The following is a 25,201-nucleotide window of genomic DNA, read 5'->3' as shown; positions in this document are numbered from 1 at the left end:
ATCAACATCAGATATACTGACCATAGCCATAACGGAGAAAATACATGCCAGATATTCCTTCCGAAAAGGCCGTACTTGTGACATGCGGTCTTCCATATGCCAACGGGAAAGCACACGTTGGCCATCTAAGAACATATATTCCCGCTGATATCTATGTGAGATCCCTTAAAAAGAACTCACAGGAAGTAACTTTTGTCTGTGGTTCCGATACTCACGGAACTCCGATCGTTGTGAATGCCGAAGAGCTCGGGATTACACCTAAAGAACTTGTCCAGAAGTACCACGTCCATTTCGACGAGGTATTCAAGAAAATGGAAGTGGAATTCGATGCTTTCGGGACTACAGATGATGAAACAAACCACAAGCGTACACTGGATATTGTTGATAGGCTTATCGAGAAAGGCTATGTTTACCCCAAGATAATAGAGATAGCATATTGCCCTCAATGTGACCGTTTCCTGCCTGACAGGTATGTTGCAGGTACATGTCCCCACTGCGGAGAGCAGGCCCGTGGTGACGAATGTGATCAGGGATGCGGCAAGCACTTAGAACCCGGGGAGCTCAAGGAACCTGTATGTACTATATGCAGAGGCCCTGCTGAGTATAAGGAACAGGAACATTTCTTCTTCAAGCTTTCGGAATTCAATGACTTCCTGCTTGATCACCTGGAACACCTTGGCGGAACCCTGAATGCGCGTAATTATGCACTTGGATGGGTAAAACAGGAGCTTACGGACTGGTGCATTACAAGAAATCTTGAATGGGGTGTGAAATTCCCCGGACATGACGATCTTGTTGTGTACGTATGGGTGGATGCTCCCATCGGTTACATTGCATTTACGGAAGAATGGGCAGAGGCTACCGGTGGAGACTGGGAGAAGTTCTGGAAGGGTGACTGCCCGATAGTTCACTTCATTGGAGGTGACATCATCTACCATCACTGTATTTTCTGGCCGGCAATGCTCAAGGGAGCTGACTACAGCCAGGCATCTGCAGTTGTTGCATCAGGCATGGTGAAGATCGAGGACAAGACTTTCTCAAAGAGCCGCGGTTATGTGGTATGGGTAGAAGAGGATTACCTGGATCATGGTTTCCATCCTGACCTTCTGAGATACTACCTTGTAAGTTATACTTCACATACAAAGGAAGTCAATTTCTCCTGGAAGATATTCCAGGACAAGATCAACACCGAGCTTGTGGGTGTATTGGGCAATTTCCTGTACAGGAACCTGCTCTTTGCTTTCAAGAATTTCGGTGAAATCCCTGAAGGTGACATTGACCCTGAGGTAATGGAAAAGATCAGTTCCACTGTAGAAGAAGTGGTAAAGGCAAATGCGGACTATGAGTTCAAGAAGGCTGCTGATACGGCAATGGCCCTTGCATCATACGGTAATTCATACTTCCAGTCAAACGAACCCTGGAAGCTTATCAAGGAAGACAAAGAGGCCTGTGGCAGGGTCATCAAGAACTGCGTACAGCTCGCCAAGGCATTGATACTGCTTTTCGAACCCATGACCCCGGGTAGCATGGAGAAAGCCTGGAAGCAGATTGGCATGGAATCCGATGTCCACACGGCGACTTACGAGGAAGCAACTATTCCTGTAGTAAGCGGTACAAAACTGGCAAAGCCCGATATCCTGTTCACCAAGCTTGAGGACGACAAGATTGCGGAGATGGAAAAGATATCTGCAAAGCGCATAAAGGATGCAATGGCAAAGGAAGCAGGCATTGAGGAAGTAGAAATTATGGAATACAAAAACGAAATTGAATACGATGACTTCGCTAAACTTGATATCAGGGTCGGCAAGATCGTGACAGCTGAGAAGATCAAGAAATCCAAGAAACTACTACGCCTGGAAGTCGATATCGGTGATGAGGAGCCAAGACAGGTAGTTGCAGGTCTTGCAGAATACTACGAACCTGAAGAGATGGTAGGTAAGATCGTGAACGTGCTTGTCAACCTAAAGCCTGTGAAACTCTGCGGTGTCGAGTCCAGGGGAATGCTTCTGGCAGCGGATGCAGGTGAGCGGGTGTCTTTGCTGACTACCGATAAGGAAATGGGTCCGGGTTCCTGTATTATGTGATTTTTTGGGATGCAGGTGCTGAGTTTGTAGTCCCCTCATTTCCTTCATTTTTTATATTTAACGTCACTGAAGCCCAACTCTTTTATTTATATGGGCTATCTTGGTTGCATAAAAAGATTAATATATACTCAATTATTATATTATTCTTGATACACAAGAAACATTGTTATAGATAACAAAGCGAAATGAAGCCGCATTTGTCGGTTTTCTCTCCAATCTGAAGTATTAGGTATGTGCGTGAAATATGAATCTGCAAAAAAAAGACACTATTCTACATGGCAGTATCTATATCTTAATGGTAGCTTTGATGGTACTTTCAAGCTACTTTATCTTTTCATTGAATATTACTAATTTTGAAGAGCAAGAGAGGCTGATAATAATAATCAGTCTGACTTTGGCATTTTTAATTTTGGGTGCGACCGGTTTCATCGCTCATCTGGTCGTAGCAAATAAAACGACGTATGCAAGATTCAGAGTTCTCATAGATGAACTCGGGTATATACAAAAAAGTGGTGACTTATCTTCCAGAATAATGATTGCCGGAAGCGATGAGGTAAACTGGATTGCTGATAACGTAAATAACATGCTGGACTCCCTTCAGGAAAAAGAAGGAAAATACCATTCTCTTTTTGAACAATCCAATGATGCCATTATGATCCTAGACTCAAATGGCTCGATACTTGAAGCTAACGAAGGTACTTCCAAATTGCTTGGATATGAACAATCCATGTTATCTGAGCTGGATCTTACTTCCTTATCACCTGATGGTTTTTCTTCTAACATGGCTTATATTTTTCAGGAGAGCCTCGAAAAAGGTTCATATCAGTCAGAGGCTAAAGTTAAACTTTATGAAGGAGGTATAATTCATGCAGATATCAGTTCATCGGTAATTGATAGAGAAAAAGGTACAGTTCAGGTTATTATACGTGATGTAACTGAAAAAAAACTTTATGAAGAAATGTTGTTGAAGGCAAAGAACGAAGCTGAATCTGCCAATCGTGCAAAAAGTGAGTTCCTTGCCAATATGAGTCATGAACTGCGTACACCTCTTAACTCTATAATTGGTTTTTCAGACATGTTGCTTTTGGAAACATTTGGAGGACTGAACGAAAGCAGAAACGCCATGTCAGTAACGTATCAAATAGTGGTAAACATCTATTAACTCTTATAAATGACATTCTTGATCTGTCCAAGGTTGAAGCAGGGAAGATGGAATTTTATGTTGAAAATATAATAATCGCTGACCTTCTGAATGATGTCATGAAAATAGCTTCTTCACTTGCATCAAAAAAGAACATAATTCTGATATCCAACATTGATCCACAATTGGTTTCAATCAAAGCCGATAGAAAAAAGCTCAAGCAGGTTCTTTTAAACCTTTTGAGCAACGCCATAAAGTTCACTCCAGAACATGGCAAGGTGACAATCGAGGCAAAAAGGGATGTTGAAAATGTCCGGTTTGAAGTAAAGGACACAGGAATTGGAATATCTAAGAAAGATCAGGCTCTTCTATTTCATGAATTCACTCAGATTGATTCTGCCCAGAATCGTGAGTATGAAGGAACTGGGCTAGGACTTGCCCTGACAAGAAGGTTCGTGGAAATGCATGGGGGCAATGTCTGGGTGGAGAGTAAAGTGGGGAAAGGTTCAAATTTCTATTTTGAGGTTCCTTTGGCTTAAGGAGAAAATATCACATACGAATCAATGTGAATTTGATGGTTATTAGGTATTGTTCGATCGGTTAAATAAAAAGCGTAATATATATTAGAATATAAATTAACTTTCAGTAAATGGGAGATGAATAGGAAACTATTTTTCATCTCCCTTCGTTTGTGGGATTATATGGGATTAGGTTGTCGGAAATGAATCTAGGAAAAAAAGACACTATTTTGCATAGCAGCACATTTATATTGATGATAGTTTTGATGTTACTTTCAAGTTACATTATCTTTTCATCAAGCTTTACTGAGCTTGAAGAACAGTATGCTCTTCATAATACACATATGCTTACTGATACAATTCAAGATGATATGAGTTCTCTCAGTTCAAGTGCATCATATATGGCATTATATGCAGAATTTGACAATATGGATACAGATTCAGGGAAGGGATATGATAAAATATTCCAGGATGAGGAACTTCTTAATAATCATGATATTGACAATCTCCTTATTTATGATCCTTCCAGTGAACTCTTACTTTTCAATTCCGAAGCATTTGATGAGGGAAATGATGTAACCTCAGTAAATGGAATTAAAGCGTACATTGCATCCCACCCGGAGATTCTGCCAAGATGTCAGGAGGAAGTTTGCCTTTCAGGTCTCATTTTTCTTCCCGACAGAACCCTTGTAGTTGCTATGAATTCTTTTGCATCAGGGGGCATATCTGAGCAGGATACATCTATTGTGGTTGCCTCCCGCCTGCTGGACCTAAAAGGGATGAGTGCCATGCAGGAAGGGTCAGGATTTGCGGTCCATCTGGAAAATGCAAGTATTTATCCGAATGATAAGGAAGAGTCCATGACGGGCCAGTTTGCAGGCAATGTGTTTCTTAGTTCGTAACTATTCAGCCTAGCTCACTTCCACCAAGCTGATTTCTTCATCCACGATCAATTCTGCAACTTTGGAACAAATGAATTGCCATAAAATATTGCACTAATTGCATCGATAACAGATTCAGAATTCTTATTAACAGTAGACACGTATCCTCTTATACGGCAGAAATTTTTTGCACCCTGTTCACTGCGGAAAGTACCTGATATCTTCTGCTGTACTTTCGTCATTCTGATCTCTCTTTCAGCCTGATTGTTATCAAACGGAACGTTTTGGTCGTACATAAATCGCAAGATATCCTCTTTATGGCCAATAAACCTATCCAGCAAATTCTTTACCGTGGTCTGCTTCTTACGTCCTCGTTTTTTAGACCGCACATTTGATTCCGGATCAGGAGGATTTTCATTCACTCCTAAACAAGTTATGTGATCATAATCCTCACTGAACCTTTGAATTAGCTCAGTATCTAAAAGATCATTATCAACATGATGTTTAATGCATATCAAGAGATCACTCATTATCTTTGGCCACTGTTGATCCCTGTTTTCGGAAGCTCCAGTTAACTCTCGTAATAAATGTGCATTACATAATGAATGTTGACATTCATATTTGTTGTACGGTTTCCAAAAATCATGTGTTGCAACACCAGTGTAACCTGGTAATATGCCCATAGCATCCATTGCTTCTGAGCCCCTTTTGCGATGTGCAAAATAATAGGTCAGTTTGTCTGTACCTGCCACATGAAGCCAATTACGAACTGCATTTATTCTCATTCCTGTTTCATCCAGATTGATGACAGGAGATTCTTTCAGGAGATGTTTCACTGTATTTTCAAAAGCTCCAAGCTTCTCAAAACAACTACGTTCCGTGTTCACCAAAGTAGCAGGACTTATCTTGCATCCCAAAATATCAGAGAACAACTTGGTAACACGCTGATAAGGAAGTAATTGGTAAGTGTGCAAATAAACTGCAAATGACTTAACTCGATGACCGTATTGAGTCGGCTGAGTTACACCATCTGGAAAAAGAGCTTTGTTTACATGAGAACATTTGGGACATGTTTTAATCTCGCAACGATGTTCAATGCAATTGATAGTTATAGGAGGAATGTCAAAGACCTGTCTTCTTTCATAGTCAGAGGGAACAGAAGCTAACGATCTCCCACAATTGACGCATTGATTAACAGGATGAACAATAACTTCATCCGGATCATCATTTATTCTTAATGTAGTACCAGGATGACCGTTTTGACCACCTACATGCTTATTGGTCTTTTTTCTTTGACTTTTAACGGTTGGTTTATTCCGTGCATAAGAATCAGTAGAAGGTGGTTTGCTACTGTTGCGACTATTCTTTTCAAGCATTTCTTCCAAATGCCTGACACGCTCTTCAAGTTGTGCAATTTGGAGAGATTGATGTTCAATTATCCCAAGTAATCGAGTTACAAGTTCTACTACTGCTTCTGGACCAGCTTCATAAACTGCAAGTATTTCTTCGCGGTCTATACAAATCCCCTCAGATTGATAGACGTTTTTTATGATATTTTACTGAATATTTTTTAACACATAGAATGAAGCCATAGTATATTGTTTTTTGCATCATTAAAACAGTCAGGCTGAATAGTTACCTACATTTTATTAGGATCATTAATTTTGATTGTTGCCATTGATTGTTGCCATTGATTGCTTTTTTGATTCTTAGGTTGTTAGTGAGCAAACATCTCCGTTTTGATTAAATCAGTATCAATAGGCTAATTGTGGTAGGCTGAATAGTTACCTTAGTTCTTTCGATAATGGGAATCCAGCAGGCTCAGTGCAGTTATATGATATCATGGGTAAGCCTGGTAAATTACTCAAGGTCGGTACAATGGGACAAACCGGTGCATCAGGGTTTAAGATGTTATCACATTTGGCCCTTGCATTATTAGTCATAAGCATTCTTGCTTTCTTTGGTCACATATCCATAGCAAAGAACGTGATGCTTGCAAGATTACAAAATTTTATTGGTCAGGTAGGGTATGTACAGAAAAGTGGTGATCTCTCTTCCAGAATAACAATAGATGGTAACGACGACATAAACTTGATCGCTGATAACATAAACGATATGTTTGGATCACTTCAGGAAAAAGAAGGAAATTATCGTTCCCTTTTCGAACAATCAAATGATGCCATTATGATCTTTGATTCAAATGGTTTAGTTCTTGATGCCAATGGTCGAACTTCCGAATTACTTGGATACGAAAAATCCATATTACAGGGACAGCATATTGCTTATTTATCTCCCAAGGGCTATGCTCCCGTTGCACTGGATGTTTTTAAGGAAACACTCAAAAAAGGCTCTGTTCATTCAGAGGTCAAGATGAAACTTTTCGATGGCAATGTAATCGATGCAGATGTAAGCTCTTCGGTGATTGACAAGGAAAAAAACACAGTCCAGGCAATTGTACGTGATGTAACTGAAAAGAAGCGTTCAGAGAAAGCCTTGCTGGACGCAAAGATGGCAGCTGAAATAGCCAGTCGCACAAAAAGCGAATTTATTTCCATTATGAGTCATGAGTTGAGAACACCACTGACTTCTATCATAGGCTTCTCGGATATTCTGCTTGAAGGAATGACAGGAGACCTGACTGAAAAGCAGGATGCATATCTCAAAAATATATCTTCCAGTGGAAAGTGCTTGCTCGATATCATAAATAATATCCTTGATATATCGAAAATTGAATCAGACGGTGTGGAATTGGACTTTGAGATATTCAATGTTTCCGCAGTATTTGAGGAAATAGGGGATATTATAATGCCACTTACTGCAAAGAAAAATCTTTCGCTGAACATGCATAATGATAGCAAACTTTCGGTAATAAATGCTGACAGGCAGGTATTCAAACAGATTATTTACAATCTGATAAGCAATGCCATTAAGTTCACACCAGAAGGGGGTAATATCGCTGTCAATGCAGAATTACATGACAATATAGCAAAGTTCTCAGTAAAGGATAATGGACCTGGTATAGCAAAAGAAGATTATGATAGAGGATTTCGATAAACTACCATCAATACTCATACAATTCAATAAAATTTAAATAATAGCAAAGCAAATTTACTATTATGGATTCTTTTACTGATTTTGCCTTAAATGAAGAATATAAGCGTCTCCAATCTGTCGGAGATAAGCTTGCTGAAATTGAATATTTAGTAGATTGGAAGCCTTTTCGCCCTATTCTGGAGTCAATGTACATAAACAGAACAGCTTCAGGCGGACGGCCTGAAGCTGATGTTATTGTAATGTTCAAGATGCTTGTTCTGCAACAATGGCATGGTCTTTCTGATGCTGAGCTTGAAAAGCAGTGTATTGACAGGATATCCTTTAGGAAATTCCTGGGATTTCCTGAATATGTACCAGACAGTACAACTGTCTGGTCATTCAGGAAGAGAATTATCGACAATGGTAAAGAAAAAGCGGTGTGGGATGAAATGCAGAATCAGCTTGATGCTCTTGGTTTGAAGATTAAAAAAGGAATGATCCAGGATGCAACTTTTATTCACTCAGATCCAGGACATGCAAAAGCAGATGTACTCAGAGGAAAAGATGCGAAAACAAGAAGAAGCAAAGATGGAACCTGGACTAAGAAAAATGGTAAATCTCACTTTGGATACAAACTTCATACAATTATTGATAAGGATTATGAACTAATCAGAAGATTTGAGACAACAACTGCATCACTTCACGATTCACAGGTTGATCTGTCTGAAAAGGGTGAAGTGGTGTATAGAGATAAAGGATATTTTGGAGCAATAGCAAAAGGTTTTGCAGCAACAATGCAACGAGCTGTAAGAGGACATCCTTTAGGAATAATGGATATCCTCAGAAATGAAAGAATAAGTGTGAAAAGAGTCCCTTGCGAAAGAGTGTATGCAGTGACAAAAGAAATATTTAAAACCAGAAAGGTTCTTGTTACAACTGTAGAAAGAGTGAATGCAAAAATGTTGATGACAGCTTTTTGTTTTAATCTGCATCAATTGAGGACACTAAAAACCAAAGGAGTAATTTAGGATAGCGGGAGCTATACTAAAAATAAGGATTAATGAAGAGAAATTAAACAAAATGATAAAAAATGAGAGGATATAATTGAGTTTGAATACTTTAATGATCTAAAATGAGGGAATATCGAAATCCTCGATAATGTATTCCAGGCTTTTACACAATTGGATTCCTCGCATAATCGCTTTTATGGAGGAACAGGTCTTGGACTTTTTCTGGTAAAGAAGTTCGTAGAAATGCATGGTGGCAGGGTCTGGCTGGAAAGCGAATTAGGAAAAGGTTCAAATTTCTATTTTGAACTTCCTATTAGTGGTGAATAAAAAATACTATAACCCAAAATATGATACTAGAATGAGTGAATCATTTGCCTTCTTTCTTTCCAAGCATCATCTCAAGATAAGAAGTCCTGATAGAATCCTCTTCCCCTATCCCGAATTTTTCCAGGAAGGCGAATATCCTTTTTGTATGCAATTCAACGTCCGATTCGGCGGTGATTTCAACCTCGATGAACTCGCCGATGTCTTTTACGTTGTCAAGGCAGATGGTCATATCTTTATATTTTAATATTTCTCTTGTCTTTTTGACCACCCCTGATTCATAGAACCCGAGAGCCAGAAGAATACTGCGGGCATTTCCACCGTCGACATCGGTTTCGAATTCCTCGCGTGTTTTGGATATGGTATCCAGTTTCTTACCCTTGTAAGTCATTACGGACCTGCCGTTGACAGAGCGTATTCTCAGGGCTTCGTCTGTGCTTGCAAAATCCCTGTGCGGGGCATTAAAGTAGGTGTCACAGTGGTGCTGGACACCCAAAAACTCAGCACCCATGCCAAAGAGCAACTCTTTTGCCTGCTCGTGATCGGCACGGGCTTTTACTTCTATTTCTATCATTTATGCCGGGACGAATTTTGTACCATAGTATATCATGCCGCGCTCACCGCTCTGACCGAGCTTCCTGAACACAGGCTTGACTTTCATGCCTATGTGCATATCTTTTGCTTCGCCTACTACCTGGGTAGTAAGCCTTGGACCCTCTTCAAGCTGGACAATGGCAAGTACATAGGGTGTCATTCCCTCGAAACCTTCTGCTGCGGTATGGATCACTGTATATGTCACAAGCTCTCCGTTTCCGCTGAACTTGAAATCCTCGATTTCTCCTTCACGCCTGCATCCGGGACACATGTTGCGTGGCGGGTAAAAATATTCATCGCATTGTTTGCAGTGCGTACCTACCAGATTATACCTGGCGATTTGCTTTCTCCAAAATCTTGGTACTGACATCGTGATCACCTGTTCCTCGAGAAAATGTGCACAACAGCAGTTGCACCTGATCCACCCACATTGTGGGTCATTCCTACTTCTGCTCCTTCAACCTGGCGCTTACCTGCCTCTCCGCGAAGCTGTTCTACTATCTCAACAGCCTGCTTCACACCGGTGGCTCCCACGGGGTGTCCGCATGACTTGAGTCCTCCGGAAGTGTTCACGGGTATCCTTGCACCGATGGCTGTCTCGCCGTTCTGTGTAACAGTCCCGCCTTCTCCCTTCTTTGCAAATCCAAGATCTTCAATAGCACATATTTCCGCAATAGTGAAACAGTCATGGACCTCCACAAGGTCAATGTCCTTTGGTCCCATCTTAGCCATCTCGTATGCACGCTTGCCTGCCATCACAGATGCGTCCAGAGTTGTAATATCTCTCCTGTCATGCAGTGCAATGGTATCGCTTGCCTGGCCGGTACCTTTGACATATATAGGTGTGTCCGTGTACTCATGGGCTATATCCGCAGGTGCAAGTATGACTGCGGATGCACCATCAGTAATTGGTGAACAGTCAAATATATGCAGAGGATCTGCGACCATTATAGAATTGAGTACGGATTCGATCGTGATTTTGTTCTTGTACTGTGCTATCGGATTGAACTGGCCATTGTGGTGATTCTTGACTGCAACGGCTGCAAGCTGTTCGCTGGTAGTGCCGTACTTGTGCATGTGCATCCTTGCTATCATAGCATACAGTCCGGGGAAAGTTGCTCCCATGATACCTTCCCATTCCCTGTCAGCTGCAGCAGCCAGAGCGGAAGAGGCCTTATTTGAGGGCACATCTGTCATCTTTTCTACACCGGCCGCAATGACAATATCATCCATGCCGGATGCCACCGAATAGATTCCCTGTCTCAGTGCCAGCCCGCCGGAAGCACATGCAGCTTCCACACGGGTAGAAGGTACATGCAAGTTCTTCGCGAGACCTGAATAATCTGCAATAAGCGCACCTATGTGCTCCTGCTCCACAAACTGTCCACCGCTCATGTTACCGACGAACATGGAGTCTATCTCATCACCGGTAATACCGGCATCTTCAACGGCACCGACACCTGCCTTCACAACAAGGTCCCTGAAGGAGCGGTCCCACTGTTCTCCATACTTAGTGTTTTTCACACCGATGATTGCAACATCTCTCATTTTCTCACCTCACGCCAGCCTGATCTTTCCTTTATATCTTGCATATGTTGCATAGTCAACGTATATCGGATCTGCAAGCAATTCCTCTACTTTGGGAGCATTGTCGCGTATCTCATCGATCTTGTCGGTGACTGTGATGCTGAAAGCATCGGCACCTGCACCTGATCCAAAGGCTGTTGCAAAGATTCTGTCTCCCGGTTTTGCCTGGTCCAGAGTCGCTGCGATACCCATCATGCAGGAGCCGGAATATGTATTTCCGAGCCTTGGGACGACCAGCCCTGGCTTGATCTGCTCTTTACTGAATCCAAGCATTGAAGCTGCACGTGACGGAAACTTGCCGTTTGGCTGGTGGAATACTGCATAATCGTAATCTTCAGGTTTTGTGTCTATCTTCTGCATAAGTCCCTTTGCAGCATTCGTCACATGCTTGAAGTATCCTGGCTCCCCTGTAAAGCGTCCTCCGTGTTCCGGATACGGCATTCCCTCACGCCTCCAGAAGTCCGGGGTATCTGTTGTAAATGAATATGTATCTTCAATAATAGCTGCAAGTTCTGATTCCTTATTACCGATAACATATGCCACACCGCCGGCAGCAGCTGTATATTCAAGCGCGTCCCCGGGTGCTCCCTGGGCTACATCAGCTCCGATGGCAAGTCCCAGGTCTATCATACCTGAGGATACCAATCCCATACATGTCTGGATTGCGGCGGTACCTGCCTTGCACGCAAATTCATAATCTGCAGCAGTTAACACCGGTGTAGCACCTACTGCCTCGGCAACTATTGTACTTGTGGGCTTTACTGCATACGGATGGCTCTCCGAACCTGTATACGCCGCACCCACTCTCTGTGCATCGATCCCGGCTCTGTTAACTGCAGATCTTGCAGCCTCAACTGCAATGGTAGCTGCATCTTCATCAACATCCGGAACTGATTTTTCATTAACCATTAATCCCGCTTTTAAAATTTCAGCATCGTCTCCCCATACGCGGGCGATATCTTCTATTTTGATCCTATATTTAGGAATATAGGCACCGTATGAGACTATCCCTACACTCATATTAACACCGTTCTGATCTGTTTTAGTCTTAGAACTATTCCATAATTTGGTAATCACTGTATTTTTTCAGTGCTTCTACCATTTCATCGATGTCCATCGTTGTTGCAAGAAGAGGAATCCTGTCTATTTCTGCCATTTTTTTTGCCATAAGGTCTACTTCACTTCCACGCAGGCCGTGTATAACAACGGCTCCTGGCTTCAGGTTTGTGACTCGAATGGCAACCATCGGCGATTTTCCGGTGGTTACTTTTGTAAATATCAATGCTCGTTCTGTGCTCCATCCGTAAAGTTTCTGGAATTCATGGGATGAAAGTTCAAGAATTGCTTTTTTACTGTCGACGACCGTGAACCCGTACAGTGGCTTTTCAATGCCTTTATGAACGACATCAGCTTCAACAAGGCTTGCAAGCTTTGCCATCTGCATGGGAAAGGTGTATTCGTACGTAGCGTAAATGGCTTTTGATGTTTTCTCTGTGAAAAGCATCCCCTCATAAGCATGAATTTTCTGTCCTCCTCGCTGTGCGTCTATTTCGAGAAGAGCCTCGACGATCCTGCTAACAATAAGCGTACCGGGAGATTTCCTCCTGCCGCTTTCGTAATCACTGATGACCGAAGGTGAAACACCCAGGTAACCTGAAAGGTCTGTCTGGGCAATCTCGAAGTTCAACCGCCATTTCTTCAATGCCTCGCCAGGCTTTTCAGACAGGGTAATCTCGCCTGCCATCTTTTCTGCAAGACGCCGGCGAATCATTTCATGCGATTCGTCTTCCTTCATGCTTTATTTTCCTAAGGATAGATTCACATATATATTTAACGAATACAAGTTCGTTAATTGACGATCATGTAATAACCGGATTTGTTACTAATCATTCGGTTATATATACTATGTTCTGTATCCACTATAAAAATATGTTTCTCAAAAGTGCAAAAACAAAAATAACGGTTTCTGAATTATCCGTTTATTTTTCCTGTGCGAGGAAATTATATTATTCATGCCGCGGCCACAATCCAGTAAATCCTTCTTCAATATCCTATATGAAGTATCTTATATTAAAGGAAATGGCCATGTCGTATCCTTACATCTTGAAGTGTTCTTCGTCAAAAGACGATGTATCATTTGAAGACCTCGAAAGTTTGCTTACGCAGGTAATTGATGATATAAACCTGATATATCCGGATGAAGTAGGGCAAGTTACAGCAGAACTCGTCGATGGAGCATCGGAGACTATAAGGGCATACTTTGGCGAGATACAACAAAACCTATCTGCATAGGCAAAAGATCCTGAATTATCAGTTCTGGCTGAAAACCTTTCAGATTCAGATGAAGAGCCGTTCCTTCATTCTGAAAAGCTCAATGTAACAGGTATTCCGTACAGATTGGTGGAAATTGGGGGGTCGTTTGTTCCTGTGCTCATTAAAACAGGCAAAGTTCCCGAAAATGGTGTGTGGATGAATGACAGGTTACACCTTACATCTTTTGCAATGCTTGCTGAGGATATGTATGGTAGCATTATCAAGTCCGGCTTTGTTCTGTATGCAAGGTCAGGTCTTTACAGGAATGTTAACATCCATGCAAATGACCGCAGACAGGTTCTAAAGGCAATCGGACGTGTAAGGAAGATAAAAGAAGGCAGTATGCCTGATAAAAAAGAAAGCTCTCTTTGTGCTGATTGCAGTTATTCTGAGATGTGTAACGTGAAATCATCTCTTGCTTCAAAATTCTTTTAAGTATTTGATTGCCAAAAGTTATTTAATCATTGACTCTTGAGGTCGTACAATGTCAAAACCTCTGTATCTTGGTGAATTGCTCCTTTACTGGTGTCCTTCCTGTAACGTCCCTGTACTTGGAAAAGAATGTTCCTGCGGAAAAGCTACAAAGCATGTGACAATAACTCCTCCGGGGGACATCCGTCCTGCATTCAAGTATGAGATAGACTTGATAAATTCTGTTGCATTAGAACAGTTCAATGCTCCTCTCATAGCAGACGATCGTCTGGTGGTGTTGAACAAGTCTCCATATGATGACCGTATGGACGAAATTATCGTTGATGGTGAGGTTATAGGGACTATCCGTTTTGAACTCGAACAGTTGAAGTGGGTTCTGCTCCTGAGGTTAAATGGTGCGCGTCGTATATTCGATAATGCTGATCACAATACCCTTAAAAGCTGGGTGTCTGTCGATGAAGGTGCTGAAAAATTTATCCTCGGCGGTGCAAGTTTACTTGCCCCTGGAGTTAAAGATGCCGATCCATCTATCAGGGAATTGAATGAGGTAGTGGTCCTGACCCATGATGGAAAAGTTCTTGGTACGGGCCGTTCCCGTATGACCGGGGAAAAAATGCTTGAAAGGGGCAAAGGTGTTGCCGTAAAGTGCGCTCTAAGGAAGAGCCTAAAGCTATTGTTATCCCCTCTGGCGGACAGACCTGGAATGACGTTGTAAAGGCCAATGAGAATTATTTGCAGGAATTTGTCAGGCGTTCCCATAAGTTCATAAAAAATGTCGCTTCCTCAATTGATCGCCCTGTAACTGTATCATATTCCGGGGGTAAGGACAGCCTTGCTGTGCTGCATCTTGTAAGTGAATGTCTTGATGACTATGAGCTCCTGTTCGCAGATACGGGTATCGAATTCCCTGAAACAGTGCAAAACGCAACTGATGTTGCCAATCATTATGACAAACCGCTTAAGTCTATCAGCTCGGGAGAAGCATTCTGGAACTCCATTGATAATTTCGGTCCTCCAAGCGTTGAAGTCCGCTGGTGTTGTAAAGTATGTAAGCTGGGTCCCATAACACAGCTCATAAATGATAACTACGATGACGGATGCCTTACTTTCATAGGCCAGAGAAAATACGAGTCTAATACGCGTGCCAAAAGTGAGAGCGTATGGAAAAATCCCTGGGTTGGTAATCAGGTTGCAGCAGCGCCTATACAGAATTGGACAGCTATGCACGTATGGTTGTACATCTTCAAGCACAAGCTTCTCTACAATCCGATGTATGAGAATGGTTTTGACCGCATAGGTTGCTGGCTCTGTCCTTCGTGTTCGGTGGCTGATCTGATCCGGCTAAAAGAAACTCATCCGGAAATGGAAAAAAGGCTCAATGATTACCTGCTTTCCTATGCAGAGCGTATGGGCCTGTCAGATGAATGGGTTAAACATGGCTTCTGGCGCTGGAAAAAACTTCCTCCACAGTTGCAGGAGATTGCGAAGAAAAAGGGAATAAACCTTGTTCCAAAAAGCAGTGGTACCGGGAAATTGAGTTTCAGTGTTACTTCAGGTTACCGCCCATGTAAACAGGGTGGTATCTCCGCAGAAGGTGGATTTGATACCGCTATCGATCTGGAAAAGCTGGAGTACACAGGAATGCTGGAAGCTGTTGGCAAGACCGCATATATGGAAGGTGTGGCTATGGTAAGCCTTGAAGAGGACCGTGCACAGATATTTGCCTCAGGCAGTGTTACTGCGAGAAGTGATTCTGACAAAGATGCAAGGAAACTGATGAAAAAAGTGGAACTCTCTGTAAGAAGAGCCCTGCTTTGCAGTGGTTGTGGTGTCTGCGTGGGTAATTGCAGTCATAGATCCATAAAAATGAAGAAAGGACTTGCTATTATTAATGAAGGATGTGTACATTGTGGAAAATGCATCGACGTCTGTCCCGTTGTCAAATTCAATTCCTGATGTTGACCAGAAGCCTTATAGTGTATATTCCCCAATTTCGTACGGTGATTTTTTGGTAAAAAGAGCACTGCTCAGCGTTTCTGATAAGACCGGTATTGTGGATTTTGCTCGTGGACTCGAAAAACTTGACATACAGATTATCTCAACCGGTGGCACGGCACGTATTCTTCGTGAAGCTGGTTTGGAGGTAACAGATGTTGCAGAAGTTACCGGTTTTCCGGAAATGATGGGCGGGAGAGTAAAGACTCTTCACCCTATGATACATGGTGGCATTCTTTGTGTTCGAGACGATCACGACCATATGGGGGAAGCTGAAAAAGTAAATGTCGAACTAATCGACCTCGTTGCAGTGAACCTGTATCCCTTTGAAATAACAGTTTCGAAAGAAGGTGTCCTCCTTGAAGATGCCATCGAGAACATTGACATCGGCGGACCTGCCATGCTGCGGTCGGCTGCAAAGAATTATCGCTCTGTATCAGTGGTCTGTGACCCTGAAGATTATGGTTCCCTCCTAAAGGAAATACGTTCAAGTGGTATCGTTTCCCAGAAGACAAGGGAAAAACTTGCTGTCAAGGCTTTCAGGCATACCGCAGATTATGATGCAAACATCGATACCTATCTTAGCAAAGTGTTGCTTGGTGAGGAAGTCCTTCGCATGAATTTCAATGACGGTGTAACTCTCAGATACGGGGAGAACTGGCACCAGGATGCTAAATTCTACAAAGAGGTAGGTGTTTCCGGTCCAAGTCTTGCAAATACGAAGCAGCTCCATGGAAAAGAACTTTCTTATAATAATTATATTGACGCTGATAATGCTCTGCAGACAGTCAAGGAACTGGGTCATAATAAACCTGCAGTTGTAATTGTAAAACACAATAATCCATGCGGACTTGCAACAGGAAATTCGCTTCTCCAGGCACTCGGATCGGCATGGGATGGTGATCCAATATCTGCCTATGGCAGTATAATATGTACGAACACCGTATTTGACCTTGAATCTGCACAGTTCCTCAACGGAAAATTCGTCGAGATTATCCTTGCACCGGGCTTTGAGCATGATGCTCTTGAATACCTGAAAAATAAGAGTGCGAACCTTCGTATTCTTGAGCTTCCTGAGTTCAATGAACCTTTTAGTATGGATGACACCTACAAGTATGTTAACGGTGGTATACTGAAGCAGTCCCGAAACGTAGGTATCTATGATAAATGGGAATGTGTAACAGATATTGAATATCCTGAGGACATGCGAGCGGTCTCTGAATTTTCAATGCATGCATGTAAGTGTGTTAAATCGAATGCTGTTACCATTGCCTTTGAGTATGCCGATGGATGCTACATGATGCTCTCCATGGGAGCCGGACAACCCAACAGGGTGGATTCTATCAGGAAACTTGCTGTGACAAAAGCCCGTGAGAACCTTCAGGTCATATATGATCGGGAGACGTCTGATGTTTCTTTTGATGAATACTGCAATGATGTCTTTTCGAAATGCGCCATGGCTTCAGATGCTTTCTTCCCCTTTGATGATAGTATTGTACATGCCGCTGAAAATGGTATTATGTATATTCTTTCACCAGGCGGTTCCATCAGGGATGATGAAGTGATATCAACGGCTAACCGGCTGGGTGTTTCTCTGGTGTTCACCGGAATGAGGCATTTCCTTCATTGAAGTGCTTTCTCTTTTTATTTTGTATATTTTTTAATGATATTATCAAGTAGATTTGGCGTGACTATTCATAAATTTTGGACGTTTTTGTATATTATTTCATCATCGTCCGTGCCTGATTAGAAAACACTTATAAGTCATCAAATAAGCTTTATATTATTAAATAAGTTTTACTCGCTGGTTGTTTGGGCATATAACTCACGAAAAATGAAGGTATTTATTGTGAAATCAAAGGGGATTCTAAGTATACTGACCTTTTCAGAAAAAAGGAAAGACATTTTGTTCTTACTTGAGGAAAAGCCTTGCACGCTATCTGATATAAAAGAATATTTTGATGTATCTTCGCCCGAGATATTCCCAAGACTTAAAGAGATGGAGAACTACAATCTTATAAAGAAAGCTGATAAACACTATCAAATCACTCCTATAGGCCTAGCCATGATCAGGCACTTCAGGCCGTTTCTGGATATATTGAGCACTATAGAGAAGAATGAGACTTTCTGGAAAGAACACATGCTTGATGATATTCCACAAAGCATGATCGACAATCTCATGGAACTGAAGAACAGTGAACTTGTCTCGGATAGTATTGAGAATATTTATGAATCTCATAAGACTTTCACCGAAAACATTTCAAAGTCATCTTTCCTCAAAGGTGTATCTTCTATTTTTATTCCTACTTATCCTGATTTTGTAGTGGGGATGGCTGAAAGGAATGTTCCTACATCTCTGATACTAACAGAAAAGGTGTTTTCTAAGGTTCGGGATGAACATCGCGAGAAACTTGAATACTATTTGAATGCTTCTCAAACGGAGTTATTTGTTGTTGATGATATCAAAGTAGCATTTGTGGTTACTGATTATTTCTTTTCCCTGTCGCTCTTCTTTTCCAATGGTTCCTATGATCCCCGTAGTGATCTGGTTGGTTATGATACTTCGGCTATTAAATGGGGAAATGACCTTTTCGAGCACTACAGAAAGCTGTCTCGTCGAGTCACTTCAATTTGATAATGGATCAGACTATAAGACCATTTACAATGGTTCTCAGTCCGACAATTGAGGTTGATTCTCCGTCTATCATGAATAGCCTCTTTGTCAGCCTTTTGTTTGTCTCTATTTCGACCTGTTCGGCAAAGTTTTTGATATATAATAATCCGATGATGAAGCTGTAACCCAGTATTATTGGTTCAAAAGCAATCATTTCTGTCATTATGAACATCAACAGCATTGAGTGAGCCAACAAATGCAGAGTGAACAGAAGTATTTTTGCTCTTTTTTCTCCCAGTGTGACAGGTAATGTCTTAATTCCTGCCAGGAAATCACCTTTGACATCTTTGAAATCATATATTGCAGAATTGACGAAAAGCTTGGTTCCAAAGAAAAGGAATACTAAAAGGGTTGGCAGAACATTTCCAGACGATGCACCTGCAATTCCTGCAATAAATGCTCCCCATGTAAGTCCTACGATTGTGTTCTTGACTCCCATGCTACCTTTGAGCCTTAATTTGAATTTTCCCACTGTTAGTCCTTTGGTATAAAGATAACCTGTAACAAGTGGGAGAAAAGCTATCATGATCAATCCATTTGCGCTGAGTATGGCTGCTCCTATTAAAAAACAGATAAGTGAAACAATCAGTGCCGTTTTTTTTGACGCACCTTTTAATTCAGGCCTATTGGCCGCATCCTCTTCTACATCCATCGCTCGGTCAAGGGTGTAGACTGCGTAAATGATAAGTCCTCCTGCAAGGCAGTTATAAAAAACAGAGCTAATGTGCATAAGAAGAAATGCTATGTGTATTCTGAGGGCACCTGAAAAAGAAACCAGTACAGAACTTTTTAAAAGGTTGAGCGTTGGTGCAAGACTACTACCAAGTTCACTGTAATTGTAATCGTATTTATTTGCTGAATGACCTGGATGGTTAATGGTGCAATTCGAACTCATAACCTTAAAAGCCACTAGCTTTCAGATATTATTTTTTAAGTATAATGTTATACTAATAAACTAATATTATACTACAGATATAACTACCCAGACACTTAGTTCAAAAAAGGATGTAACTATTCAGCCTGATAAAAACACTATCAATAGCAATCTTGACAAAAAGTTGAGACCTACATTTTATTAGGATCATTAATTTTGATTGTTGCCATTGATTGCTTTTTTGATTCTTAGGTTGTTAGTGAGCAAACATCTCCGTTTTGATTAAATCAGTATCAATAGGCTAATTGTGGTAGGCTAAATAGTTACAAAAGGATTTTCTTTTGCCTGTACCCTTCAATTTAATTTCCAGCTTCACATGCTATATGTTCTGCTAACTTCTATAATTATGTTTTCCTATTATTATTTGTCCATATATAATTATTGTCCACTACTATTATATAGTTATTAATAATTATATCATTGAATTATTCGGTTGAAAGTTACTATATCTGCGGTTACATTTTTATAAAGCATTAGAACTCCGGAACCGAAGCTATAGTTTTCTATCAGGCAGAAAAATGGTGAATTTGAACTATGAATTATTTGCAATACTTATTTTGTCTTCAATTTGCAATACTTATTTTGTCTTCAAATATTTCCTTTTCTGCAGATGTAGTGCTGCATGATAATTCAAAAAAGTAGAGTATTCATTTATGAATACTGTTTTACGGGTTTATGCTGTATTTATTTTTCTTTTATCTGTCTGAAGTAACAGGTATCCGAATGCTATAAAAAATAACGGGGCTACAGGCAAGGTTTTGAAATCCGAATTCCATATTGCAACTGAACTGATGAATGTGAGTATTCCACAGGAAATAAGGGCAATAGCAGTTGTTCTGGTTCCATAGTCTTTTTTGATTTCTTCCTTCAAAAGTTCGTAGATTGCCAAAACTATACAAAATATTGCTCCTGTGATCCAGGCAAGGGTCCTTATGGATGGATAAAATCCTCCATAGGAAAGCAGTGTCATTTGCTTCACAATATCTACAAAAAGAGTCCCATACTGGCTGTCGAAATTTGCATAAAGGACAGAGAATTTGATTCCCCACCCGGTTGAGTAAAAATAGACTTCCCATGGTATGGTCAGGCATATAAGTGGCATTATTTTTCTTAACAGATTTGTGTCGGTGTGTGTAATTTTCATCTCTTGCATACACATAATTTAAATATTATCATTTATATATTTTCTCTTGCAAGGAAACACCTATATATTACTTTTATGTTCTATATATTCGGTTATGATTTAAACATAAATGAGGGATTACAATAGAAACAAGAAAAGTTCAGCAGACAGGTGGTTCTACATATATAATTTCTCTTCCGAAACCCTGGGCGGATAAAGTTGGAATTAAAACAGGAAGCAGGATCACCTTGCACCCGCAACCTGACGGTAAACTTGTTATAGATCCCATTCATGATTCTCCTCCTATCAAGAGATGCACAATCGATGTCAGTGGAAGGATGGATGCCGTCCTTAAAAGAGATATCATTGCAGCTTATCTTGTAGGTTCCGATATAATTGAGATCAAGGCTGATCGCATACTTGCAGATCAAAAGAATATAATCCGGGAAATGTGCTATAAACTGATAGGACCGGAAATTATTGAGGAGACTGCAAAAAAGGTTGTCATTCAGGATTTGCTTAATCCTGATGAGATATCCATTAAGAAAAGCGTTCGTCGCATGTTCCTGATCTCAAACTCCATGCATATGGATGCGATAAGGGCAATTAAAACTCTTGATAATGACCTTGCACTTGATATAGACCACAGGGATGACGATGTTGACCGCTTGTTCCTGTTGATTGCCAAGCAGTACAGGGCCGTGCTGCGGGGGGCCAAATTGCCGGATGCAGCAGATACGTCTATAGATGAATATCACGATCTAAGAATGGCTGCAGGTCCAATTGAGCGTATCGCAGATCACGCACGTAAAATAGCAAGGGTCACAACGACCCTTGATGCTCCAATTCCCGATGATATCATGGAAATGATAGAGGTAACTTCTGAGATGTCAAGAAAGATAGTCGAGGATGCAATAGATGCTCTATATAATTTCGATGTCGAGCTCGCTAATCAGGTAATTGGTAGAGTTAGTAAGATGTCTCCAATGATCCATAAACTCAATGAAGCTATTTTGAAAATAAATTCCTATGGATCAGTTGTTGCTCTTGGTACAGTGGTTGATAGTATTGATCGAACAGGTGACTACGGTTCCAACATTGCAGAGATTGCAATAAATTGTGCAATGTCAAGGATTGTATGAGTTTTTATAAGCGATTTACATGTTTGGATAATAAAAAATATATGTTAATGAGTGTTTATACTACTAAAATTATCCAATATTTAATATAATGATACTTTACGGAGGGAATGAATGGGCGTAATAAAAAGGTTTAAAAAGAATTTTGCAGACCTCTTCAAAAAACTGTTTAATAAACAGAATGCACGTATTGGAATATATGGTCCTCCAAATGCCGGGAAGACTACTCTGGCAAACAGGATTCTAAGGGACTGGACAGGTGATGCGATGGGTTCTGTCTCCCATGTTGCACACGAGACTAGGCGGGCAAGGCGAAGGGAAGGTGTGACCATAAAGACCAATGGCAACTCTATTACCCTCGATATTATTGATACTCCGGGACTCGCTACAAAGATCGATTTCCATGAGTTCATGGAGCAGGGTATGGATGAAGCCGAGTCCAAAAGGCGTGCAAAAGAGGCCACCGAAGGTGTCATAGAAGCCGTAAAGTGGCTTGAAAACCTGGATGGTGTTATTCTTGTTATGGATGCGACCGAAGATCCCTTCACTCAGGTTAATGTGACAGTTATTGGCAATATGGAGGCTCGCAGTCTTCCTCTTCTGATAGTCGCCAATAAAGTGGACCTGCCTGAATCATCTCCTTCTACTATCAGGGATGCCTTCCCACAACACCCCATGGTTGCTATATCCGCTCTTGAAGGAAAGAACATAGATACCTTCTACGAAGAAATTGGAAAGAGGTTTGGGTGATCATGATGCAAGGTTTCCAGATGGATTTGATATCGGAACACAGGCTTGCTGAAATGACTCCTGTTGAAAAGGTCAGATTCATTATTGATGAGGTCAAAGAGGGTAAGATACTGGTCCTTGAGAAGGGTCTGAGTCCCGAAGAAGAAGCCAGTCTTATTGAAATGACAATGACACTTATCGAACCTGACGGTTTTTCGGGTATTGAGATGGAGAGCTACCCATCAGAGGTAGATACCTCTTTCCTGGGTAAGTTATTGAAAAAGAATACTACCAAGTCGAGACTTACGGTTATCGGTCCTGCGGATCAGTTGAGGACTCTGAAGAAAGATCGTAACATGATAAGTGCTCTCGTTTCTAACCACAAATAATTGCGTGAACCTTAATGAGGACAAAAGAAAGTAAAGAAAGTCTGATATCTCCTCACCTCCCCCTTTCATCCTTTGAGATGGGAAGGGATGATGTGAATGTAGTGTGTACATACGGCAAAATCTCCATATGGTTTGGGCGCCAGGTTCCTGATGTTGTCATAGGCCAGATATTCCTTGGTATTGCCAAGATAGATCAGGCTGCTGTCCATGAACTGGAGATGGTTTGTGCTTTTGATGAGATCACGGATTTCGAAAGTAATGGTTACGTGTTGGTATCCTATGCAAGGTCTGAGGATGGTTACAGGACTACTTTCAATGTTCCTTTTTCAAGCAAAAAAGCTCTTTTTACTCTTGCGAACTCAGTAACCAGAGAACTTAAGAATGAGAACGCAGTTCTGGATTGCTATTGGACCGGCGATGGCTCTGATATCATGCGTCTGCATGAAGAACTTAGTAACATCAAGGGCTGGAAAATCAAGAACATCAATTATAAAGAAGATTCAAAAGAAAAACATAGTGGCACTATAATTTTCGATTGACCCCAAGAGGAAATCCGATGAAAGAAATCCATTTATCCGAATGTAAATTTTTAAAATCCTCTATTCTTTTGATGGCGGTACATCTTGAAAAATTAGCAGAGGAGCTTGACAACGATTCGATAAAAGAGATGCTAACAGAGATTCTTAATGCCAGGCGTGTTTTTGTATTAGGGGCAGGAAGGTCGGGTCTTGTGGGCAGGGCTTTTGCCATGAGACTTATGCACCTTGGTCTCTCTTCTCATGTAGTGGGAGAGACAACGACTCCAGCCGTAAGTGATGAAGATGCGGTGATCGCCATATCCGGTTCCGGACAGACACGTTCAGTTGCTGATCTGGGAAAGGTTGCAAAGGATATCGGTGCTACTGTGATAGCAATAACTTCTAACAAAGAATCGAAACTTGGCAATCTTGCAGATGTCGTGGCCGAATTGCCCGGAAGGACAAAGGAAGATGCAGGAGGCTATCTGGAACGTCATATGCGTGGTGAATACAGTTACCTTACACCTCTGGGTACTTCATTTGAGACTTCTGCAAGTGTATTCCTTGACGCTGTTATCGCAGAACTGATCTATATAACAGGTGCTTCTGAAGCTGATCTGAAATCAAGACATACTAATATTGAGTAACGGTGATAAATGATGGCCAGTCCGAAGTTTGCACAAAGGGTTCTGGATATAGATATTTCCGGTATCCGGAAAATGTTTGAGGCCGCAGGGTCGGATGCTGTAAATCTGGGCCTGGGTCAGCCGGATTTTGATACTTCTGAACACATAAAGCAGGCTGCAATTGAAGCTATAAATGATGGTTTTACTGCTTATACTTACGGAGCAGGTATCCAGGAACTTCGCCAGGCCATCAGTTCCAAGTTCAAAAGAGAGAACAGTTTCGATGTTGCACCTGAAGAAGTTATTGTTACATCCGGTGCTTCTGAAGCGCTGGAAATAGCCATAGCTTCTCTCGTAGGCCCCGGGGATGAGGTAATGATCGCAAATCCGGGTTTTGTTTCTTACAATGCACTTGTGGAGTTGATGGGTGGAAAGGTATCATCACTTCCTCTTGGGGATGACCTCACAATCAGGCCCGAAGATGTTGTTGAACGGATCACTCCGAAAACCAAGGCATTAATCGTTAATTCTCCTGCAAACCCTACCGGTGCTGTCCAGAGCAAGAGTGACATGAAAGCATTCGCTGAGATTGCTGATGATCAGGGTATCGCATTGATCTCTGATGAAGTCTACGAACATTTCATTTACGAAGGAGAGCACATAAGCCCGGCTCGTTATTCGGATAATGTGGTCACTGTGAATGCCGTATCCAAGACTTATTCTATGACTGGCTGGAGGCTTGGTTATGTTGCTGCTAGAAGTGAATATACCGAGCAGATGATAAAGGTGCACCAGTATGTCCAGGCATGTGCCAATTCAATTGCCCAGAAAGCTGCACTTGCGGCTATTGAAGGGCCAATGGATTCAGTGTTTGCCATGCGCGATGAGTTCAAAGCCCGCAGGGATATGCTTGTGGATGGCCTGAACTCAATTGGCTTGAACTGTGCTTCTCCAAAAGGCGCATTCTATGCTTTTCCGGAAGTTCCCGAAGGTTCAAAATCCGGAGAAATTGCAGGGAAATTGATTTCCAATGGTGTGATAGTTGTTCCGGGAACAGCTTTCGGGGACCTTGGGGATGGTTATATTCGCCTTTCATATGCTTCATCGATGGAGAACCTAAAAAATGCGCTTGATATAATGAAAAAAGTGTTGTGATG

27 protein-coding genes are annotated in these 25,201 nt (G+C 41.5%); 19 read left to right on the top strand and 8 right to left on the bottom strand.

What is annotated here, in order from left to right:
• Positions 1–44: 44 nt before the first annotated feature.
• The 4 genes from metG to V7O67_RS01280 all read left to right on the top strand — a co-directional run bounded on the left by metG (position 45) and on the right by V7O67_RS01280 (position 4,645).
• Positions 45–2,084, top strand: coding sequence for a methionine--tRNA ligase (gene metG, locus V7O67_RS01295; protein WP_406670608.1), 2,040 nt, complete (start codon positions 45–47; stop codon positions 2,082–2,084).
• A gap of 295 nt (positions 2,085–2,379) precedes the next feature.
• Entirely contained in the window at positions 2,380–3,246 is an 867-nt protein-coding gene (locus V7O67_RS01290; RefSeq protein WP_406670606.1) for a PAS domain S-box protein, read from the top strand.
• A gap of 47 nt (positions 3,247–3,293) precedes the next feature.
• Positions 3,294–3,764 carry an ATP-binding protein gene (locus V7O67_RS01285; protein WP_342303826.1) on the top strand — a complete coding sequence of 157 codons (471 nt, stop codon included), beginning with the start codon at positions 3,294–3,296 and terminating at the stop codon, positions 3,762–3,764.
• Positions 3,765–3,997: 233 nt separating this feature from the next.
• A complete protein-coding gene (locus tag V7O67_RS01280) occupies positions 3,998–4,645 on the top strand; it encodes a hypothetical protein (RefSeq protein WP_406670605.1) in 648 nt (215 codons plus the stop codon).
• Positions 4,646–4,692: 47 nt separating this feature from the next.
• Here V7O67_RS01280 and tnpC read toward each other — a convergent pair whose 3' ends face one another.
• A complete protein-coding gene (gene tnpC, locus V7O67_RS01275) occupies positions 4,693–6,147 on the bottom strand; it encodes an IS66 family transposase (RefSeq protein ID WP_342306477.1) in 1,455 nt (484 codons plus the stop codon).
• Between the two features lie 301 nt (positions 6,148–6,448).
• Between tnpC and V7O67_RS01270 the strand changes: the two genes are divergently transcribed.
• The 3 genes from V7O67_RS01270 (at position 6,449) to V7O67_RS01260 (ending at position 8,994) form a co-directional block, all read left to right on the top strand.
• Positions 6,449–7,678 (top strand): PAS domain S-box protein, encoded by a 1,230-nt coding sequence (locus V7O67_RS01270; RefSeq protein ID WP_342303828.1) that lies wholly within the window; start codon positions 6,449–6,451, stop codon positions 7,676–7,678.
• A gap of 62 nt (positions 7,679–7,740) precedes the next feature.
• The gene (locus V7O67_RS01265; RefSeq protein ID WP_342303665.1) at positions 7,741–8,685 is read left to right on the top strand and encodes an IS5 family transposase; all 945 of its coding nucleotides are present in this window, start codon (positions 7,741–7,743) and stop codon (positions 8,683–8,685) included.
• Between the two features lie 114 nt (positions 8,686–8,799).
• Positions 8,800–8,994, top strand: a complete 195-nt coding sequence (locus V7O67_RS01260; protein ID WP_406671405.1) for an ATP-binding protein — start codon at positions 8,800–8,802, stop codon at positions 8,992–8,994.
• Between the two features lie 40 nt (positions 8,995–9,034).
• On the opposite strand, the gene cyaB is transcribed toward V7O67_RS01260, so the two are convergent.
• Genes cyaB through V7O67_RS01235 form a run of 5 tightly spaced genes read right to left on the bottom strand, consistent with a single transcriptional unit; the run spans position 9,035 to position 12,967 of the window.
• Positions 9,035–9,565, bottom strand: coding sequence for a class IV adenylate cyclase (cyaB, locus tag V7O67_RS01255; RefSeq protein ID WP_406670603.1), 531 nt, complete (start codon positions 9,563–9,565; stop codon positions 9,035–9,037).
• Positions 9,566–9,955: a Zn-ribbon domain-containing OB-fold protein gene (locus tag V7O67_RS01250; RefSeq protein ID WP_406655913.1), complete on the bottom strand. Its 390-nt coding sequence runs from the start codon at positions 9,953–9,955 to the stop codon at positions 9,566–9,568.
• 5 nt (positions 9,956–9,960) lie between these two features.
• Entirely contained in the window at positions 9,961–11,133 is a 1,173-nt protein-coding gene (locus V7O67_RS01245; RefSeq protein ID WP_406655912.1) for a thiolase domain-containing protein, read from the bottom strand.
• A gap of 9 nt (positions 11,134–11,142) precedes the next feature.
• Positions 11,143–12,192: a hydroxymethylglutaryl-CoA synthase gene (locus V7O67_RS01240; protein ID WP_406655911.1), complete on the bottom strand. Its 1,050-nt coding sequence runs from the start codon at positions 12,190–12,192 to the stop codon at positions 11,143–11,145.
• Between the two features lie 34 nt (positions 12,193–12,226).
• On the bottom strand, positions 12,227–12,967 hold the full coding sequence (locus tag V7O67_RS01235) for a helix-turn-helix domain-containing protein (protein WP_406655910.1): 741 nt from the start codon (positions 12,965–12,967) through the stop codon (positions 12,227–12,229).
• 290 nt (positions 12,968–13,257) lie between these two features.
• Here V7O67_RS01235 and V7O67_RS01230 point away from each other — a divergent pair, with 290 nt between their 5' ends.
• The 6 genes from V7O67_RS01230 to V7O67_RS01205 all read left to right on the top strand — a co-directional run bounded on the left by V7O67_RS01230 (position 13,258) and on the right by V7O67_RS01205 (position 18,547).
• Entirely contained in the window at positions 13,258–13,464 is a 207-nt protein-coding gene (locus V7O67_RS01230; RefSeq protein ID WP_342303834.1) for a hypothetical protein, read from the top strand.
• A 24-nt stretch (positions 13,465–13,488) separates the two neighbouring features.
• A complete protein-coding gene (gene cas4, locus V7O67_RS01225; protein ID WP_342306444.1) occupies positions 13,489–13,920 on the top strand; it encodes a CRISPR-associated protein Cas4 in 432 nt (143 codons plus the stop codon).
• A gap of 49 nt (positions 13,921–13,969) precedes the next feature.
• Positions 13,970–14,632, top strand: coding sequence for a PUA domain-containing protein (locus V7O67_RS01220; RefSeq protein ID WP_406670601.1), 663 nt, complete (start codon positions 13,970–13,972; stop codon positions 14,630–14,632).
• Positions 14,563–15,873: a phosphoadenosine phosphosulfate reductase family protein gene (locus V7O67_RS01215; RefSeq protein ID WP_406670599.1), complete on the top strand. Its 1,311-nt coding sequence runs from the start codon at positions 14,563–14,565 to the stop codon at positions 15,871–15,873. The genes V7O67_RS01220 and V7O67_RS01215 overlap by 70 nt, the downstream gene beginning before the upstream one ends.
• 52 nt (positions 15,874–15,925) lie before the next feature.
• Positions 15,926–17,542: a bifunctional phosphoribosylaminoimidazolecarboxamide formyltransferase/IMP cyclohydrolase gene (purH, locus tag V7O67_RS01210; RefSeq protein WP_406670598.1), complete on the top strand. Its 1,617-nt coding sequence runs from the start codon at positions 15,926–15,928 to the stop codon at positions 17,540–17,542.
• 219 nt (positions 17,543–17,761) lie between these two features.
• Positions 17,762–18,547: a helix-turn-helix transcriptional regulator gene (locus tag V7O67_RS01205; RefSeq protein WP_406670596.1), complete on the top strand. Its 786-nt coding sequence runs from the start codon at positions 17,762–17,764 to the stop codon at positions 18,545–18,547.
• Positions 18,548–18,554: 7 nt separating this feature from the next.
• On the opposite strand, the gene V7O67_RS01200 is transcribed toward V7O67_RS01205, so the two are convergent.
• Complete coding sequence (locus V7O67_RS01200) at positions 18,555–19,481, bottom strand: UbiA family prenyltransferase (RefSeq protein WP_406670595.1); 927 nt, start codon at positions 19,479–19,481, stop codon at positions 18,555–18,557.
• A 712-nt stretch (positions 19,482–20,193) separates the two neighbouring features.
• Positions 20,194–20,673 carry a hypothetical protein gene (locus V7O67_RS01195; protein ID WP_406670593.1) on the bottom strand — a complete coding sequence of 160 codons (480 nt, stop codon included), beginning with the start codon at positions 20,671–20,673 and terminating at the stop codon, positions 20,194–20,196.
• A 113-nt stretch (positions 20,674–20,786) separates the two neighbouring features.
• Here V7O67_RS01195 and V7O67_RS01190 point away from each other — a divergent pair, with 113 nt between their 5' ends.
• The 6 genes from V7O67_RS01190 (at position 20,787) to V7O67_RS01165 (ending at position 25,199) form a co-directional block, all read left to right on the top strand.
• Entirely contained in the window at positions 20,787–21,785 is a 999-nt protein-coding gene (locus V7O67_RS01190; protein ID WP_406671404.1) for a PhoU domain-containing protein, read from the top strand.
• 111 nt (positions 21,786–21,896) lie between these two features.
• Positions 21,897–22,532, top strand: a complete 636-nt coding sequence (locus V7O67_RS01185) for an Era-like GTP-binding protein (RefSeq protein WP_406655901.1) — start codon at positions 21,897–21,899, stop codon at positions 22,530–22,532.
• 5 nt (positions 22,533–22,537) lie between these two features.
• Positions 22,538–22,900, top strand: coding sequence for a DUF2073 domain-containing protein (locus V7O67_RS01180; RefSeq protein WP_406658274.1), 363 nt, complete (start codon positions 22,538–22,540; stop codon positions 22,898–22,900).
• A gap of 14 nt (positions 22,901–22,914) precedes the next feature.
• Positions 22,915–23,439: a hypothetical protein gene (locus tag V7O67_RS01175; protein ID WP_406670591.1), complete on the top strand. Its 525-nt coding sequence runs from the start codon at positions 22,915–22,917 to the stop codon at positions 23,437–23,439.
• 17 nt (positions 23,440–23,456) lie between these two features.
• Positions 23,457–24,065 carry a 6-phospho-3-hexuloisomerase gene (gene hxlB, locus V7O67_RS01170; RefSeq protein ID WP_406670589.1) on the top strand — a complete coding sequence of 203 codons (609 nt, stop codon included), beginning with the start codon at positions 23,457–23,459 and terminating at the stop codon, positions 24,063–24,065.
• 12 nt (positions 24,066–24,077) lie between these two features.
• Complete coding sequence (locus tag V7O67_RS01165; RefSeq protein WP_406670588.1) at positions 24,078–25,199, top strand: pyridoxal phosphate-dependent aminotransferase; 1,122 nt, start codon at positions 24,078–24,080, stop codon at positions 25,197–25,199.
• Positions 25,200–25,201 lie beyond the last annotated feature (2 nt).

The organism is Methanolobus sp. ZRKC4 (assembly GCF_045291305.1).
Classification (GTDB): domain Archaea; phylum Halobacteriota; class Methanosarcinia; order Methanosarcinales; family Methanosarcinaceae; genus Methanolobus.
This window is presented reverse-complemented; position numbering and strand designations above follow the sequence as displayed.

Coding starts and splice junctions, on each gene's coding strand:
- metG (WP_406670608.1), top strand. CDS start 45: ATGCCAGATATTCCTTCCGAAAAGGCCGTACTTGTGACATGCGGTCTT.
- V7O67_RS01290 (WP_406670606.1), top strand. CDS start 2,380: ATGGTAGCTTTGATGGTACTTTCAAGCTACTTTATCTTTTCATTGAAT.
- V7O67_RS01285 (WP_342303826.1), top strand. CDS start 3,294: ATGGAATTTTATGTTGAAAATATAATAATCGCTGACCTTCTGAATGAT.
- V7O67_RS01280 (WP_406670605.1), top strand. CDS start 3,998: ATGATAGTTTTGATGTTACTTTCAAGTTACATTATCTTTTCATCAAGC.
- V7O67_RS01265 (WP_342303665.1), top strand. CDS start 7,741: ATGGATTCTTTTACTGATTTTGCCTTAAATGAAGAATATAAGCGTCTC.
- cyaB (WP_406670603.1), bottom strand. CDS start 9,565: ATGATAGAAATAGAAGTAAAAGCCCGTGCCGATCACGAGCAGGCAAAA.
- V7O67_RS01250 (WP_406655913.1), bottom strand. CDS start 9,955: ATGTCAGTACCAAGATTTTGGAGAAAGCAAATCGCCAGGTATAATCTG.
- V7O67_RS01245 (WP_406655912.1), bottom strand. CDS start 11,133: ATGAGAGATGTTGCAATCATCGGTGTGAAAAACACTAAGTATGGAGAA.
- V7O67_RS01240 (WP_406655911.1), bottom strand. CDS start 12,192: ATGAGTGTAGGGATAGTCTCATACGGTGCCTATATTCCTAAATATAGG.
- V7O67_RS01235 (WP_406655910.1), bottom strand. CDS start 12,967: ATGAAGGAAGACGAATCGCATGAAATGATTCGCCGGCGTCTTGCAGAA.
- V7O67_RS01230 (WP_342303834.1), top strand. CDS start 13,258: ATGTCGTATCCTTACATCTTGAAGTGTTCTTCGTCAAAAGACGATGTA.
- V7O67_RS01220 (WP_406670601.1), top strand. CDS start 13,970: ATGTCAAAACCTCTGTATCTTGGTGAATTGCTCCTTTACTGGTGTCCT.
- V7O67_RS01200 (WP_406670595.1), bottom strand. CDS start 19,481: ATGAGTTCGAATTGCACCATTAACCATCCAGGTCATTCAGCAAATAAA.
- V7O67_RS01195 (WP_406670593.1), bottom strand. CDS start 20,673: ATGCAAGAGATGAAAATTACACACACCGACACAAATCTGTTAAGAAAA.
- V7O67_RS01185 (WP_406655901.1), top strand. CDS start 21,897: ATGGGCGTAATAAAAAGGTTTAAAAAGAATTTTGCAGACCTCTTCAAA.
- V7O67_RS01180 (WP_406658274.1), top strand. CDS start 22,538: ATGCAAGGTTTCCAGATGGATTTGATATCGGAACACAGGCTTGCTGAA.
- V7O67_RS01175 (WP_406670591.1), top strand. CDS start 22,915: ATGAGGACAAAAGAAAGTAAAGAAAGTCTGATATCTCCTCACCTCCCC.
- hxlB (WP_406670589.1), top strand. CDS start 23,457: ATGAAAGAAATCCATTTATCCGAATGTAAATTTTTAAAATCCTCTATT.
- V7O67_RS01165 (WP_406670588.1), top strand. CDS start 24,078: ATGGCCAGTCCGAAGTTTGCACAAAGGGTTCTGGATATAGATATTTCC.